13 protein-coding genes are annotated in these 14,763 nt (G+C 75.3%); 7 read left to right on the top strand and 6 right to left on the bottom strand.

Annotation, left to right across the window (positions count from 1 at the left end; translation table 11 throughout):
- Nucleotides 1-16 precede the first annotated feature (16 nt).
- The 5 genes from pheS to IE305_RS10715 all read left to right on the top strand — a co-directional run bounded on the left by pheS (nt 17) and on the right by IE305_RS10715 (nt 7,059).
- Nucleotides 17-1,138: a phenylalanine--tRNA ligase subunit alpha gene (gene pheS, locus IE305_RS10735; protein WP_190129272.1), complete on the top strand. Its 1,122-nt coding sequence runs from the start codon at nt 17-19 to the stop codon at nt 1,136-1,138.
- Nucleotides 1,138-3,648: a phenylalanine--tRNA ligase subunit beta gene (pheT, locus tag IE305_RS10730; RefSeq protein WP_190129271.1), complete on the top strand. Its 2,511-nt coding sequence runs from the start codon at nt 1,138-1,140 to the stop codon at nt 3,646-3,648. The genes pheS and pheT overlap by 1 nt, the downstream gene beginning before the upstream one ends.
- Nucleotides 3,649-3,849: 201 nt before the next feature.
- A complete protein-coding gene (locus tag IE305_RS10725) occupies nt 3,850-5,046 on the top strand; it encodes a PP2C family protein-serine/threonine phosphatase (protein WP_190129270.1) in 1,197 nt (398 codons plus the stop codon).
- Nucleotides 5,047-5,134: 88 nt separating this feature from the next.
- Nucleotides 5,135-6,472, top strand: coding sequence for an NsdA family TPR-like regulatory protein (locus tag IE305_RS10720; RefSeq protein ID WP_190129269.1), 1,338 nt, complete (start codon nt 5,135-5,137; stop codon nt 6,470-6,472).
- Between the two features lie 56 nt (nt 6,473-6,528).
- Nucleotides 6,529-7,059, top strand: a complete 531-nt coding sequence (locus IE305_RS10715; RefSeq protein ID WP_190129268.1) for an NUDIX hydrolase — start codon at nt 6,529-6,531, stop codon at nt 7,057-7,059.
- An 81-nt stretch (nt 7,060-7,140) separates the two neighbouring features.
- Here IE305_RS10715 and IE305_RS10710 read toward each other — a convergent pair whose 3' ends face one another.
- Nucleotides 7,141-7,398, bottom strand: a complete 258-nt coding sequence (locus tag IE305_RS10710) for a hypothetical protein (RefSeq protein ID WP_190129267.1) — start codon at nt 7,396-7,398, stop codon at nt 7,141-7,143.
- 193 nt (nt 7,399-7,591) lie between these two features.
- A complete protein-coding gene (locus tag IE305_RS10705) occupies nt 7,592-8,452 on the bottom strand; it encodes a 3-hydroxybutyryl-CoA dehydrogenase (protein ID WP_373311567.1) in 861 nt (286 codons plus the stop codon).
- Nucleotides 8,453-8,642: 190 nt separating this feature from the next.
- On the opposite strand from IE305_RS10705, the gene IE305_RS10700 reads away from it, so the two are divergent.
- Nucleotides 8,643-9,893, top strand: coding sequence for a glycoside hydrolase family 10-like protein (locus tag IE305_RS10700; RefSeq protein ID WP_190129265.1), 1,251 nt, complete (start codon nt 8,643-8,645; stop codon nt 9,891-9,893).
- A gap of 25 nt (nt 9,894-9,918) precedes the next feature.
- Here the strand turns inward: IE305_RS10700 and IE305_RS10695 are convergent, their stop codons facing one another.
- Both IE305_RS10695 and IE305_RS10690 read right to left on the bottom strand, forming a co-directional pair.
- Nucleotides 9,919-10,119 (bottom strand): DUF1918 domain-containing protein, encoded by a 201-nt coding sequence (locus tag IE305_RS10695; RefSeq protein WP_190129264.1) that lies wholly within the window; start codon nt 10,117-10,119, stop codon nt 9,919-9,921.
- A gap of 96 nt (nt 10,120-10,215) precedes the next feature.
- Nucleotides 10,216-11,160, bottom strand: coding sequence for a DMT family transporter (locus IE305_RS10690; protein WP_190129263.1), 945 nt, complete (start codon nt 11,158-11,160; stop codon nt 10,216-10,218).
- Here IE305_RS10690 and IE305_RS10685 point away from each other — a divergent pair.
- Nucleotides 11,159-12,610: an aminotransferase-like domain-containing protein gene (locus IE305_RS10685; RefSeq protein ID WP_190129262.1), complete on the top strand. Its 1,452-nt coding sequence runs from the start codon at nt 11,159-11,161 to the stop codon at nt 12,608-12,610. The two genes, IE305_RS10690 and IE305_RS10685, sit on opposite strands and share 2 nt — an antisense overlap.
- Here the strand turns inward: IE305_RS10685 and IE305_RS10680 are convergent.
- Both IE305_RS10680 and IE305_RS10675 read right to left on the bottom strand, forming a co-directional pair.
- On the bottom strand, nt 12,589-13,167 hold the full coding sequence (locus tag IE305_RS10680; RefSeq protein WP_190129261.1) for a flavodoxin family protein: 579 nt from the start codon (nt 13,165-13,167) through the stop codon (nt 12,589-12,591). The genes IE305_RS10685 and IE305_RS10680 overlap by 22 nt on opposite strands.
- Before the next feature lie 86 nt (nt 13,168-13,253).
- The gene (locus tag IE305_RS10675; RefSeq protein WP_190129260.1) at nt 13,254-14,756 is read right to left on the bottom strand and encodes a carboxylesterase/lipase family protein; all 1,503 of its coding nucleotides are present in this window, start codon (nt 14,754-14,756) and stop codon (nt 13,254-13,256) included.
- Between the last annotated feature and the right edge of the window lie 7 nt (nt 14,757-14,763).

Below are 14,763 nucleotides of genomic sequence, written 5' to 3'. Positions count from 1 at the left end.
GGAAGCACGGGAAGAGATGTCGGCACCCAATAAGTCGTACGACCCTGTCGAGGTCGAGGCACTGAAACCGGAAGAGATCGAGCGCATGCGGGAGGAGGCGCTCGCAGCCTTTGCCGCGGCCGCCGACCTCGAGGCCCTCCGCGAGGCGAAGGCCGCCCACATGGGCGACCGCTCCCCGCTGGCCCTGGCCAACCGCGAGATCGGCGCGCTGCCGCCGCAGGCGAAGGCCGAGGCCGGCAAGCGCGTGGGCATGGCCCGCGGTGCCGTGAACAAGGCGTTCGCCGCCCGCCAGGCCGAGCTGGAGGCGGAGCGCGACGCCCGCGTGCTGGTCGAGGAGGCCGTGGACGTCACGCTGCCCCACGACCGCGTGGCCGCCGGCGCCCGCCACCCGCTCGTCACCTTCTGCGAGCGCGTCGAGGACATCTTCGTGGCCATGGGCTACGAGGTGGCCGAGGGCCCCGAGGTCGAGGCGGAGTGGTTCAACTTCGACGCCCTGAACTTCGACCCCGACCACCCGGCCCGCGCCATGCAGGACACCTTCTTCGTGTCCGGCAAGGACGCCAAGGGCGAGTCCGGCGTCGTGCTGCGCACCCACACCTCCCCGGTGCAGGTCCGCTCCATGCTCGACCGCGAGCCCCCCGTCTACGTGGTGTGCCCCGGCCGCGTCTACCGCACCGACGAGCTGGACGCCACGCACACCCCGGTCTTCCACCAGGTCGAGCTCCTCGCCATCGACGAGGGCCTGACCATGGCCGACCTCAAGGGCACCATCGAGCACATGGTGACCTCGCTCTTCGGCGAGGGCCTGAGGACGCGGCTGCGCCCGGCGTACTTCCCGTTCACCGAGCCGTCCGCCGAGCTCGACATGGAGTGCTACGTCTGCCGCGGCGCGTCGGTCGGCAACCCCGGCCGCCCCTGCCGGACGTGCTCCAGCGAGGGCTGGATCGAGCTGGGCGGCTGCGGCATGGTCAACCCGCGCGTGCTCGTCGCCGCGGGCATCGACCCGGAGAAGTACAGCGGCTTCGCCTTCGGGTTCGGCATCGAGCGGATGCTGATGTTCCGCCACAACGTCGAGGACATGCGAGACATGGTCGAGGGTGACGTGCGCTTCACCCGGCCGTTCGGGATGGAGATCTGATGCGCGCCCCGCTTTCCTGGCTGCGGGAATACGTCGACCTGCCCGCGGGCGAGACCGGCCGTGACGTACAGGCCAAGCTGGTCGCCGCCGGCCTGGAGGTCGAGCGGGTCGAGCAGCTCGGCTCCGACCTCACCGGCCCCCTGGTCGTCGGACAGGTCCGCACCATCGAGGAGCTCGAGGGCTTCCGCAAGCCGATCCGCTTCTGCACCGTCGACGTCGGTCAGGCCAACGGCACCGGCGAGCCGCAGGAGATCGTCTGCGGCGCCCGCAACTTCACCGTGGGCGACAAGGTCGTCGTGGCCCTGCCCGGCGCCGTGCTCCCCGGCGACTTCGCCATCGCCGAGCGCAAGACCTACGGCAGGATGTCCCGCGGCATGATCTGCTCCGGCGACGAGCTCGGCATGGGCGACGACGGCAGCCACGGCATCATCGTGCTCTCCCCCGAGCACGAGGTCGGCACCGACGCCGTCGCGCTGCTCCAGCTCCGTGACGAGGTCCTCGACATCGCGGTCACCCCCGACCGCGGCTACTGCCTGTCGATGCGCGGCATCGCCCGCGAGCTCGCCACCGCCTACGGCCTCCCGCTGCGCGACCCCGCGCTGCTGGACGTGCCGGCGCCCAACTCGTACGGCCACCCGGTGACCGTCGCCGACCCCACCGGCTGCGACCGCTTCACCGCCCGCACCGTCACCGGCATCGACCCCGAGGCGCGCTCCCCGATCTGGCTCCAGCGCCGCCTGCAGAAGGCCGGCATGCGCCCGGTGTCGCTGACCGTCGACATCACCAACTACGTGATGCTCGAGCTCGGCCAGCCGCTGCACGCCTACGACCGCTCCCAGGTCGACGGCGCGCTCGGGGTGCGCCGCGCGCTGCCCGGCGAGAAGCTCACCACCCTCGACGGCACCAAGCGCGTCCTCGACCCCGAGGACCTGGTGATCACCGACAACCGCGGCCCGATCGGCCTGGCCGGCGTCATGGGCGGCGCGGACACCGAGATCGCCGACCACGGGGCCGCCCAGGGCTCCACCGAGGTCGTCATCGAGTCCGCGCACTTCGACCCGGTCGCCATCGCCCGCGCCTCCCGCCGCCACAAGCTGTCCACCGAGGCGTCCAAGCGCTTCGAGCGGGGCGTCGACCCGCAGGCCGCCTCCGCCGCGGCCCAGCGCACCGTCGACCTGCTGGTGCTGCTGGCCGGCGGCACCGCCGAGGCCGGCGTCACCGAGATCGTCGCGCCGAGCGGCCCGCGCACCATCACGCTGCGCGCGGACCACCCGGACCGCGTCGCCGGCGTCACCTACGGCCGCGAGACCGTGGTGCGCCGCCTCCAGGAGGTCGGCTGCGACGTCTACGGGCAGGACGAGCTCATCGTCACCGTGCCCAGCTGGCGCCCGGACCTGACCGACCCCAACGACCTCGCCGAGGAGGTCATCCGGCTGGAGGGCTACGAGAACCTGCCCTCCACGCTGCCGCAGCCCCCGGCCGGCCGCGGCCTGACCGCCCGCCAGCGGCTGCACCGCCGCGTCGGCCGCGCCCTCGCCGGCGCCGGCTACGTCGAGGCGCCCACCTACCCGTTCGTGGGCGAGTGGGCCCTGGACCACCTGGGCCTGGAGGCCGACGACCCGCGCCGCACCGCGGTGCGCCTGGCCAACCCGCTCTCCGACGCCGAGCCGCTGCTGCGCACCACGCTGCTGCCGGGCCTCTTCGCGGCCCTGCGCCGCAACGACAGCCGGGGCGAGCACGACCTGGCGCTCTTCGAGACCGGCCTGGTCTTCCGGCCCACCGGCGAGGAGCCGGCCCCGGTCCGGCTGCCGGTCGACCACCGTCCCACGGACGAGGAGATCGCCCGCCTGGACGCCGCGCTGCCGCGGCAGCCGCGGCACGCCGCCGTGGTGCTGGCCGGTGCCCGTGAGCGCGCCGGCTGGTGGGGCCAGGGCCGCCCGGCCACCTGGGCCGACGCGGTCGAGGCCGGCCGTGCCGTGGCCCGCGAGGCCGGCGTCGAGCTGATCGTCCGCCAGGACCAGTACGCGCCCTTCCACCCGGGCCGCTGCGCCGCGCTGTTCGCCGTCGTGGACGGCGAGGAGACGCTCGTGGGCCACGCCGGTGAGCTGCACCCGCGCGTCACCAAGGCGTTCAGCCTGCCCGAGCGCACCTGCGCCATGGAGATCGACCTGGACCTGCTGGAGCGCGCCGGCGGCGACGCGGTCGAGGCCCCGCGCATCTCCGCCTTCCCCGTCGCCACCCAGGACGTCGCCCTGGTCGTCGACTCCTCGGTGCCCGCCGCCGCCGTCGAGGCCGCGCTGCGGTCGGGCGCCGGCGAGCTGCTGGAGTCGCTGCGCCTGTTCGACGTCTTCACCGGCGCCCAGCTGGGCGAGGGAAAGAAGTCGCTCGCGTACGCGCTGCGCTTCCGCGCCGGCGACCGCACGCTGACCGCCGAGGAGGCGACGGCCGCCCGCGACGCGGCGGTGGCCGCCGCCGTCGAGCGCACGGGCGCGGTGCTGCGCGGCGCGTAACACCCGCCGCACGCCGTAGGCCGCAGGGGCGCCCCGGACCATCCGGGGCGCCCCTCGGCATATGTCGCGCACCGTCAGCCACACGAGTGGAGAAGGTCCCCCAATAGGGTGGAATCCCGGGTCCCGGTCGTGACTTACCCGTGACGGGCCGCCCGCCCTCGGCCAGAATCGGGGCCGTCACAGCTATGGGGGGCCGACGGCATGATCCGTGCAGGAGCAGTGCGCTGCCGGCAGGCCCTGGTGTTCACGCTACCGGGCCTGTGGGTGGTGGCCGTCGTCCTCTGCGAACTCCTGCGCCCCCTGGGCACCCAGTTCACCGAACTCCTCGCCGCCACCCCCGCCATCGCCTGCGCCGGCACCGGCCGGCGGCAGTGCATCCTGCTCGGCGGTGCCTGCGCGCTGTTCGCCCTGCTGCCCGTGGGGCCCTCCGGGCACACCGGCGCCGGCACCCGGGCCGGCACGTGCGCGGCCATCCTCGCCGTCATCGTCGCCAGCTACCTCACCACCGGCCGCCGGCGCCGCCTCGCGCAGGAGCTGGAGCACGCCAAGGAGGTGGCGACGGCCGCCCAGCACGCCCTGCTGCGCCCGCTCCCGGACCGCCTCGACGGTGTGGCCCTGGCCGCCGGCCACCTCGCCGCGGGCCGCGGCGGCGTGGGCAGTGTGGGCGGCGACCTGTACGAGGCCCAGTCCACCGACCACGGGCTGCGCGTCGTCATGGGCGACGTCCGCGGCCACGGCCTGCCCGCCCTCGCCACCGTCGCCGCCCTCCTCGGCGGCTTCCGCGAGGCCGCGCACGACGAACCCGCCCTGCCCGGCGTGCTGCGCCGCCTGGACCGCACCCTCCAGCGCCACCTGCGGGACCGCGCCGACCAGACCGAGGACGGCGCGGCCGGCGGAGCCGGGGAGGAGTTCGTCACCCTGCTGCTCCTCCAGGTCGGGCCCGGCGGCGAGATCACCACCCTCAACTGCGGCCACCCCTGGCCCCACCGCCTCACGCCCACCGGCGCCGTGTCCCTGGCCCCCGGCGACCCCCTGCCCCCGCTGGGCCTCTTCCCTCTCCCCGCCGAGCCGCCCACCACCGCCCTCGGACCGCTGCGGCCGGGCGAGACGCTCGTCCTGCACACCGACGGCGCCGAGGACGCCCGTGACGCCGCCGGGGCCTTCTTCCCGCTCACCGGCGTCCTCGCGGAGACGGTGCACACCGCCCCCGCCGGCGGCCTCACCCCCGCCGCCGTCGTCGACCGCGTCCGCGACGCCCTGCTGCGCCACACCGGCGGCCGGCTCACCGACGACGCCGCCGTCCTCGCCCTCGCCCCGGCCCACGACCGCCCCGGCCCCGCCGCCCTGCCCGCACCGCCGCCCCGGCCGGCCCTGGCCCGCGCCTGCCGCCGGGCGTGAACGCGCGCGTGCCGCCCGTGGCTCGTTCACACCCCGTGCGAAGCGATCTCCACTACGCTGAGCCCACCGAGCGCACCGGAGGGCAGCCATGGAGCCCAACACCCTGCTCGACGCCATCCTCGACGAGGCCGGGATATCCCATGCCGCGCTCGCCGCGCACGTCAACGCGGCGGGCCGGGCCCGGGGGCTGGCGTTGCGGTACGAGCACACCGCCGTCGCCCGCTGGCTCAAGGGCCAGCGGCCCCGTGGCCAGGTCCCCGACCTGATCTGCGAGGTCCTCGCCGAGCGGCTGCGCCGGCCGCTCTCCCTCGACGACATCGGCCTGGGCACCCCCGGCTCCCCGAGGGTCCCCGGCACGCCGCTCTCCGGCTTCGTCGAGCGGGCCACCGCGCTGTGGCGCTCCGACGAGCAGCAGCGCGAACACGTCGTCCGCGCACCCGCCGTCACCGGCACGCCCGCCGTCATCCCCGTGTGGGAGTGGGAGAACCCGCCGGAGGACGCCGACGTGTCGCGGCGCGGCCTGACGCGGGTGTCGGCGGAGGACATCGCGATGCTGCGCGCGGCCCGCACCCACTACGAGCAGATGTACCGCAAGGCCGGCGGCGTGGCCACCCGCGCCCGGGTGGTGGGCTTCCTCAACGCCGAGGCGGCGCCGCTGCTGCGCGGCAGCTACTCGGACGCGGCGGGCCGCCAGCTGCACCGCGCCACCGGCGGCCTGGTGGCCGTGGCCGGCATCTGCGCGTACGACTCGGACGCCCAGGGCCTGGCCCAGCGCTACTTCCACCAGGCGCTGCGGCTGGCCAAGGCCAGCGGCGACCGGGGGCTGGGCGCGTACGTGATCGCCCTGCTGGTCAACCAGTCGCTGTTCATGAGGGAGTACCGGCAGGCCGTCGCCTTCGCCGAGTCCGCGGTGCGCGCCGCGGGCGCGGACCTGACGCCGGCGCTGGCCGCCGACCTGTACGCGATGCAGGCCAAGGCGTACGCCCGGCTGGGCGACGGCGCCGGGGCGCTGGCCTGCATCCGGCGCGCCGAGGCGGCCGCCGAGCGCATCCACCGCGGTGACGAACCCGCCGAGACCGGCTACGTCCAGCCCGGTCTGGTCAACGTCCAGGTGGCGGAGGCGCTGCTGAGCCTCGGAGACCTCGGACCCGCCCGTGAGCACGCGGACCGGGCCGTCGACACCCCCGCCCACGACCGGGGGCGTGTCCACCGGCTCGCCATGCTCACGCACATCGAGCTGCGTCAAGGAGACGCGGACAAGGCGGTGGCCACCGCGCGGGAGATGACCGAGCAGGCGAGAGGCATGGAATCGCAGCGCTTACGGGACCGGCTCCGTGCGGTGCGCGAGCACCTGATCGAAAGTGGGTGCGCGGCCACGGCCGAGGCCGCCGAGATGATCGACGGGGCGCTGCGCGTGCCCTTGTGAGCACACCGTGAGGACAGCGCCCGGGAGGTGGCCACCTCGGCGGAAGGTGGCAACACGTGCGTTGGAAGAATCTCAGTGAGCTGACCGTCTACGAGAACCGGTGGTTCCGCGTCAATCTCGCGGACGTCGAGCTCCCCGACGGCCGGCACCTCGACCACTTCGTCGTCCGGCTGCGGCCGGTGGCCGTCGCCACGGCGGTCAACGCGGCGAACGAGGTCCTGCTGCTGTGGCGGCACCGGTTCATCACCGAGACCTGGGGCTGGGAGCTCGCGGCCGGCGTCGTCGAGGACGGCGAGGACGTGGCCTTCGCCGCGGCCCGGGAGATGGAGGAGGAGACCGGCTGGCGGCCGGGCCCGCTGCGGCACCTGATGACGGTGGAGCCGTCCAACGGGCTCACCGACGCCCGGCACCACATCTACTGGACTGACGAGGCCGAGTACGTCGGCGACCCGGAGGACGGCTTCGAGTCGGACCGCCGGGAGTGGGTCCCGCTGAAGCTCGTGCCGGACCTCATCGCCCGGGGCGAGGTACCGGCCGCCAACATGGCGGCGGCGCTGCTGCTCCTGCACCACCTCCGGCTGGGCTGACGCCCCGCCACGACCGGGCCCGGGGCCCGGTGCGGCGCGGCCCCGGCATGCCCGGCCGCGGCACCGGCGCACGTCCCCGCGTCAGTGGCCGGACCCCTGCCAGAGGGCGACCGCCAGTCCGGCGAGGCCGGTGAGGGCGGCCAGTGAGGGGAGCGGCCAGCGGCCGTGCTCCAGAGCCCTGACCCGCTCCGTCATCTCGGTGAGGTCGCGCTCGGCCTGGTCGCTGCGCTGGGTGAGCAGGGCGAGGTGGCCGTCGATGCGGACGACGCCGACGTCGAGGCTGCGCCTGAGCTCCGCGAGCTCGGCCGCCTTCGCGGCGTGCTCGGGATGGATGGTCACGGTGCGTACTCCTTCCGGGAGGTCCCTCGGGGTTGCGACGCACGTCAGTCAACCGCGGGGAACGGCCGGGCGGGAGCGTGTGCGGGGGGTATCCGCGGGTCAGCGGCGCACACCCCGTGTGAACGGCGTGCCCCCGCCGGCCGGGCCGGCGGGGGCACGTGGGGGCCCGGGCGGGGGTGGTGCCGCCGGCCCGTCACTTTCCGTAGGTGTAGAAGCCGGCGCCGGACTTCCGGCCGAGGCGGCCGGCGTCGACCATGCGCTGGAGCAGCGGGGGAGCGGCGTAGAGCGGCTCCTTGTACTCCTCGTACATCGACTGGGCCACGGAGGCGACGGTGTCGAGGCCGATGAGGTCGGAGAGCTTGAGGGGGCCCATGGGGTGGGCGCAGCCCAGCTCCATGCCGTTGTCGATGTCCTCGCGGCTGGCCATGCCCGACTCGAACATCCGGATGGCGGAGAGGAGGTAGGGGATGAGGAGGGCGTTGACCACGAAGCCGGAGCGGTCCTGGGCGCGGATGGCGTGCTTGCCCAGGACGTTGCCGACCAGTATCTCGGCGCGCTTGATGGTCTCCTCGCCGGTGGTGAGCGCGGGGATGAGCTCGACGAGCTTCTGCACCGGGGCGGGGTTGAAGAAGTGGATGCCGATCACCTGGTCCGGCCGGGAGGTGGCCACGGCCAGCTTCACCAGCGGGATGGAGGAGGTGTTGGAGGCGAGGATGGCGTCCCGGCGGGTCACCACGCGGTCCAGGACCTGGAAGATCTCGGTCTTGACCTTCTCGTTCTCCACCACGGCCTCGATGACGAGGTCGCGGTCGGCGAACTCGCCCAGGTCGGTGGTGAAGCTCAGCCGCGCGAGGGTGGCGTCCCGCTCCTCGGTGGTGATCTTGCCGCGCTCGGCGGCCTTGTCCAGGGAGTTGGTCAGACGGGTACGGCCCAGCTCCAGCGCCTCACCGGTGGTCTCGGCGACCTTGACGTCCAGGCCGGCGCGGGCGCAGACCTCGGCGATGCCCGCGCCCATCTGGCCGCAGCCCACCACGCCGACGCGAGCCAGATCCACAGCAGAGTCCGTCACATCGTGCCTTTCGCTGATCTTCGTCTCTTCGTCGATTCGCGGGTGGTCGAAATCCTCCGGTCCCCGCCTGGAAGAGACGTTACTCCGCGGTGGCGGTGGTACGGGCCCCACGGCGGGCATGCTCTGTCGGGAACGGTGTGACGGTCACGACACGCTCGGCAGGGAGAGATCTCAAATGGGACGTATGACCCGAAGACGCTTCACCGTGGCCACGGCGGGCGCGACGGCGGGAGCCGTCACGGGACTGCTGGCCGGCGGCGCGGCCGCGGCCGCCCCGGAAGCCGCCGGCCGCGCCCGGACGACGGAGTTCCGGGGGGTGTGGGCGGCCACGGTGGTCAACGTCGACTGGCCCTCCCGGCCCGGGCTGCCGCCGCGGCAGCAACGCGCCGAGCTGCTCGCCCTGTTCGACGCCGCCGTCGCCCGGCGGCTGAACGTGGTGCTGCTCCAGGTCCGGCCCACCGCCGACGCCTTCTGGCCGTCGCGGTACGAGCCCTGGTCCGAGTACCTGACGGGGACTCAGGGCCGTTCGCCCGGCTGGGACCCGCTGGCCTTCGCCGTGCGCGAGGCCCACCGGCGCCGCCTCCAGCTGCACGGCTGGTTCAACCCGTACCGGGTGGCCAACCACACCGACCCCGGCCGCCTCGCCCCCTCCCACCCCGCGCGGCGCCACCCGCACTGGGTGGTGCCCTACGGCGGCAAGCTCTACTACAACCCCGGCCTGCCGGAGGTCCGCCGCTTCGTGCAGGACGCCATGCTGGACGCCGTGTGGCGCTACGACCTGGACGGCGTGCACTTCGACGACTACTTCTACCCCTATCCGGTGACCGGGCAGGACTTCGACGACGCGGCCGCGTACCGCCGGTACGGGCACGGCTTCCCGGACCGCGCCGCCTGGCGCCGCGACAACACCGACCGGCTGGTGCGCGACATCGGCCGGCGCATCGCCGAGCGCAAGGCGCACGTACGGTTCGGCATCAGCCCGTTCGCCGTCTGGCGCAACCGCGCCACCGACCCGCGCGGCTCGGACACCCGGGCGGGGGTGCAGACGTACGACGACCTGTACGCGGACACGCTCGGCTGGGTCCGCAAGGGCTGGATCGACTACATCGTGCCGCAGTGCTACTGGCACATCGGCTTCCCGGCCGCCGACTACGCCCGGCTCGTGCCCTGGTGGGCGGAGGCGGTGCGCGGCACCAAGGTGCGGCTGTACATCGGCGAGGCGCTGTACCGCGCCGGCGACCCCACGCAGCCCGCGCCCTGGCAGGACCCCGCGGAGCTGTCGCGCCACCTGACCCTGGCCGGCCGGTACCGGGAGGTGCGCGGTCACGCCTTCTTCTCCGCCACGCAGATGATCAAGGATCCGGCCGGCGCCATGGCGCGCGTGGTGCGGGACCACTACCCGCACCCCGCGCGCCCGCCGCGCTGAAACGCTGCTGCGTGTGCTCCTGCTACTACTGCGTGTCCGACTGCTTGCGGTGGTCCACGACGGAGTCCGGGCCCGGCGACATGATCGTCTCGTGCCCGTTCTCCGCCCGGACGCGGTACGGGGGCGTCCCGTCCCGGCCCAGGACCTCCACGACCTCCACGACGTGGTCGTTCTGGCCGACCACGCGTCCGTGCACGACCAACCGGTCACCCTTTTGCGCCCGCATCGATACCGATCCTCCGATCGCGTCGACACCTGCTCCAGGACGTCTCCAGTCTAGGTTCCCGTCCCCGCGATGTCCCTCGGCGTGCGGCCGGGCTCCTCACCGGCGCGACCGCTGGGTCACCGCGATGCACACCAGCACCGCCACCGCGGCCAGCGGCGCGGCCGGCGTGAGGTGCTCGCCCAGCAGCACCACCGCCCAGACCAGGGTCAGCAGCGGCTGGGCCAGCTGGAGCTGGCTGGCCCGGGCCACGCCGGTCAGGGCCATGCCGCGGTACCAGACCGCCATGCCCAGCAGCTGCGAGCCGAGCACCACCCACAGCAGCCCGGCGACGCTGCGGCCCGTGAAGTGCACCGGCTCCGCCCCCAGCGCCACCGCCGCCCCCACGGCGCTCAGCGGCAGGCACGCCACCAGCCCCCAGGCCACCACCTGCCAGCCGGGCATGTCACCGGCCAGCCGGCCGCCCTCCGCGTACCCGGCCGCGCACACCAGCAGGGCGAGCAGCAGGTACAGGTCACCGAGGCCCGGCGCGCCCCCGCTCTGCTGGAGCGCGAAGCCGGCCACCACCACGGCACCCGCCACCGACGCGGCCCAGAACGTGCGGGAGTGCCGCGTCCGCGACCGTACGGAGGCGTACGCGGCCGTGGTCAGCGGGAGCAGGCCCACCACCACGGCCGCGTGCGAGGTCGTCGCGGTGCGCAGGGCCAGCGCCGTGAGCAGGGGGAAGCCGACGACGGTGCCGCCCGCGACGACCGCGAGCCCGCCCCAGTGGCGGCGGGCGGGCACCGGTACGCGCAGCGCGAGCAGCACGCCCAGCGACGCCAGGGCGGCCAGGGTGATCCGGCAGGTCGTCACCGACCACGGGCCCATGCCTTCCAGGGCCCAGGACGTCGCGGGGAAGGTCAGCGAGAAGACGACCACGCCCAGCGCGGCCAGCAGGGTGCCGGCCCAGGGGGTCCGGCGGGCCGTGGCCACCGGCCGGGGGCCGGCGGCGGTGTGCACCGCTATCGCGTCGGGGAGAGTAGCGCTATTCTGTGCTGTCATGCACGAGCGTAGCAGTGTGGCCGAACTCGCCGGGATCCTGCGCACGGAGCTCGTCCGCTACTCTCCGGATGAGAAGCTGCCGTCGAGCCGGGCCCTGGTCGAGCGGTTCCGCGTCAGCCCCGTCACCGTCTCCCGCGCCCTGGCCGCCCTCGCCGCCGAGGGCCTCGTCGTCACCCGGCCCGGCGCCGGCGCCTTCCGCGCCCGGCCGCGCGCCGGCGGCGCCCGCCCCGGCGACACCTCCTGGCAGCAGGTCGCGCTCAGCGCCGAGGCCGGCGAGGACGCCGTACCCCGCTCCGTCGACGCCTCCGGCGTCCTCGCCACGCTCTCCGAACCCCCGGCCGGCGTCCTGGAGCTGAACGGCGGCTACCTCCACCCGGCCCTCCAGCCCGAGCGGGCCCTGGCCGCCGCCCTGGCCCGCGCCGGGCGGCGCCCCGGCGCCTGGGGCCGCCCGCCCGTCGAGGGCGTCGGCGAGCTGCGCGCCTGGTTCGCCCGCGAGATCGGCGGCCCCGCCGGCACCGTCACCCCCTCCGACGTCCTGATCACCGCCGGCGGCCAGAGCGCCCTGACCGCCGCGCTGCGTGCCCTCGCCCCGCCCGGCGCGCCGGTCCTCGTGGAGTCGCCCACCTACCCCGGCATGCTCGCCGCCGCCCGCGCCTCCGGCCTGCGGCCCGTCCCCGTACCGGCCGACGCCCACGGCGTGCGCACCGACCTGCTCGCCCCGGCCTTCCGGGCCAGCGGGGCCCGCCTCCTCGTGCTCCAGCCGCTCTTCCAGAACCCCTCGGGCGCCGTGCTCGCCGAGGAACGGCGGGCGGAGGTGCTGCGCGCGGCCCGCGAGGCCGGCGCGTTCGTCGTCGAGGACGACTTCGCCCGGCGCCTGGCCCACGAGGACGCGCCGCCGCTGCCGCCCGCGCTCGCCGCGGACGACCCCGACGGCATCGTCGTCCACGTCTGCTCGCTGACGAAGTTCACCTCGCCCAGCCTGCGGGTGGGCGCCCTCGCGGCGCGCGGCCCGGCCCTGGACCGGCTGCGCGCCATCCATGTGGTCGACAACTTCTTCGTCCCCCGCCCCCTCCAGGAGGCCGCGCTCGAACTCGTCGGCTCGCCCGCCTGGTCCCGCCACCGGCGCACCGTCGCCGCGGAACTGCGCGCCCGCCGCGAGGCCCTGCTGAGCGCACTGCGCCGCGAACTGCCGCAGCTGACCGTGGAGTACGTGCCGCCGGGCGGCTTCCACGTGTGGGTACGGCTGCCGGACGGCACGGACGACACGGCGCTGGCCGCGGCCGCCTTCCGCGAGGGCGTGGCCGTGGCCCCCGGCCGCCCGTACTACGCGGCCGAACCCGAGGCCCCCCACCTCCGCCTGAGCTTCGCCTCGGTGGCGGGCACGGCCGAGCTCGCGGAGGGCGTGGCCCGGCTGCGCCGCGCCGTCGGTCAGATCGCGCCGGCCGGATAGGCGGCGAGCGGGGCCTCCTCGGCGAAGAACGTCTTGGCCCGCGCGAGGGCCTGCGCGTCCTGCAGGACGTCCCCCGGCTTGGAGCCGTTGCCCAGCAGCACGCCGCCGAACCGCATGCCCATGTAGGCCGCCGAGTGGTTCAGCGTCAGGACCAGCGGCTCGGCGACCACCTCGTGCTCGTGGGCCAGGGCCGTCACACCCCACAGCGTGCGCCCGGCCATCGTCTCCTTGAACCGGAGCTCCGGGGCGGACAGCCACGTCACCCAGTGGTCGAGGTAGCGCTTCGCGGACGCCGACAGCGAGTACCAGTACAGCGGCGAGGCTATGACGACGTCCGTCGCGGCGAGCGTCGTCTCCCGCAGCAGCTCCTCGTCGGCGCCGGCCGACCAGGCGCCGCCGTGCCGCGCGTCCCGGAAGTCGTCCAGCCGCAGCTCCGACAGGCGCAGCCACGTCTGCTCCGTGCCTTCCGGCAGCTGCTCCGCCGCGGCCCGGGCCAGCAGCTCGGTGTTGCCTCCCTCGCGCGCGCTGCCGAGGAGGAAGAGGAAGGAACGGGCCATGACGGGCTCCTGTGGGTGATGCGGTCAGTACTGACCGGCTCCAACTCGCCCGGCCCGCCGGGTATTCCGGGACGGGCGGCGGGCCCTCACCGCACCGGACCGAAGGGGGCCGGCGCGTGGCCCTCCCAGATGCGGGCGGACGCCTCCTCCGGGTAGGGCAGCGTGCGTGACGGCGCGTCGAGGACGCGGGTGAGCCCCTCGCCCGGCCCGTGGGCGGGCCAGCCCGGGTCGCCCGTGGTGGCGAACGCCGCCCACGCGCCCCGGAGTTCCCGCGACGCCGCGACGGCGCCGGGGGAGGGCTCGTCCCCGAGGAAGCCCCGGCCCGCGGGGCTGTCCAGGGTGCCGAACGCCAGCGGCACGTCGATGGTGTGGCACGCGCCGAGGGCGCCGCCCATCACGGGCGAGGCCAGGCACGTCTCGACGAGGTACGAGGTGCCGCCCGCCGCAGTGTTGGCCCGGGCCAGCTGGAGCGAGGGCATCCGGAAGAGGGCGTCGCCGTACACCGTCTCCAGCATCTCCCCGGGGCCGGCCTCCGGCAGGGCGGCGCGGTACGCGTCCGCGCCGTGCGGCCCGGGGGCGAACGCCTCCAGTGCGGCCCGTGCCTCGTCCTCCGTGTAGCTGCCCAGCCGCCCCGTCATGACGCTGAACAGCCGGAATTCGTCGCGGGTGTGGCCGGTGAGCAGCTCGATGCCGTCCGCGCGGCCGCCGCTCAGGGCGGCCCAGGGCGTGCCGGGCAGTACGTCGCCGTCGACGACGGGGCCCAGCGCGATGCCGGCGTCGGCCAGCCGGCCCCAGCGCTCGCGGTACGCGGCGAGGCCGGCGCCGAGTGCGGTGACCTCGTCGGCCAGGCGCCGCGGCGCGACGTCCCGGAGGGCCTCGGCGGTGGGGCGCGTCCCGAGCCGGTCCGCGAGCACCGCCGCGACGTCCGCGGCGAGGGCGGGGGTGGCGTGGTGGCCCGGCACCGAGTGGGCGATCGCCCGCCGGAACAGGCCGCGCACCGGCCGCATCGTCAGCAGCGCGGCGACCGACCCCGCCCCCGCGGACTGCCCGGCCACGGTGACCAGGCCGGGGTCGCCGCCGAACCCCGCGATGTTCCGCCGCACCCAGTGGAGCGCCGCTATCTGGTCGAGGAACCCGCGGTTGGGCGGGGCGCCGTCGAGGAGCGCGAACCCCTCGGCGCCGAGCCGGTAGTTGACGCTCACCACGACGAGGCCCTCGGCGCACAGCGCCGCCGGGTCGTACAGCGGGTCGCTGGAGGCCCCCGCCATGTAGGCGCCGCCGTGGATCCACACCAGCACCGGCAGCCCCGCCGCGCCGGGGTCGGGCGTGGCGACATTGAGCGTCAGCCAGTCCGTGCCGCCCTCGTCCCCGTAGGCGACGGGCGGCCCCGACTGGGGCGCGGCGGGCCCGTGGGCATCGGCCTCCCGCACCCCGTCCCAGGGCAGCACCGGTGCGGGCGCGGCGAACCGCAGCGCACCCACCGGCGGCTGCGCGTACGGAATCCCGCGGAAGTCCGCGAGCCCCGCCCGCCACCGTCCCCGCACCAGGCCCTCGGCCGTCCGCACCACCGGCTGTTCCTGTCCCTGCATGACGCCG

The organism is Streptomyces mashuensis (genome assembly GCF_014654785.1).
GTDB lineage: Bacteria > Actinomycetota > Actinomycetes > Streptomycetales > Streptomycetaceae > Streptomyces > Streptomyces mashuensis.
The sequence above is the reverse complement of the archived record's forward strand: the minus strand, read 5'-3'. Positions and strand labels throughout refer to the sequence as shown.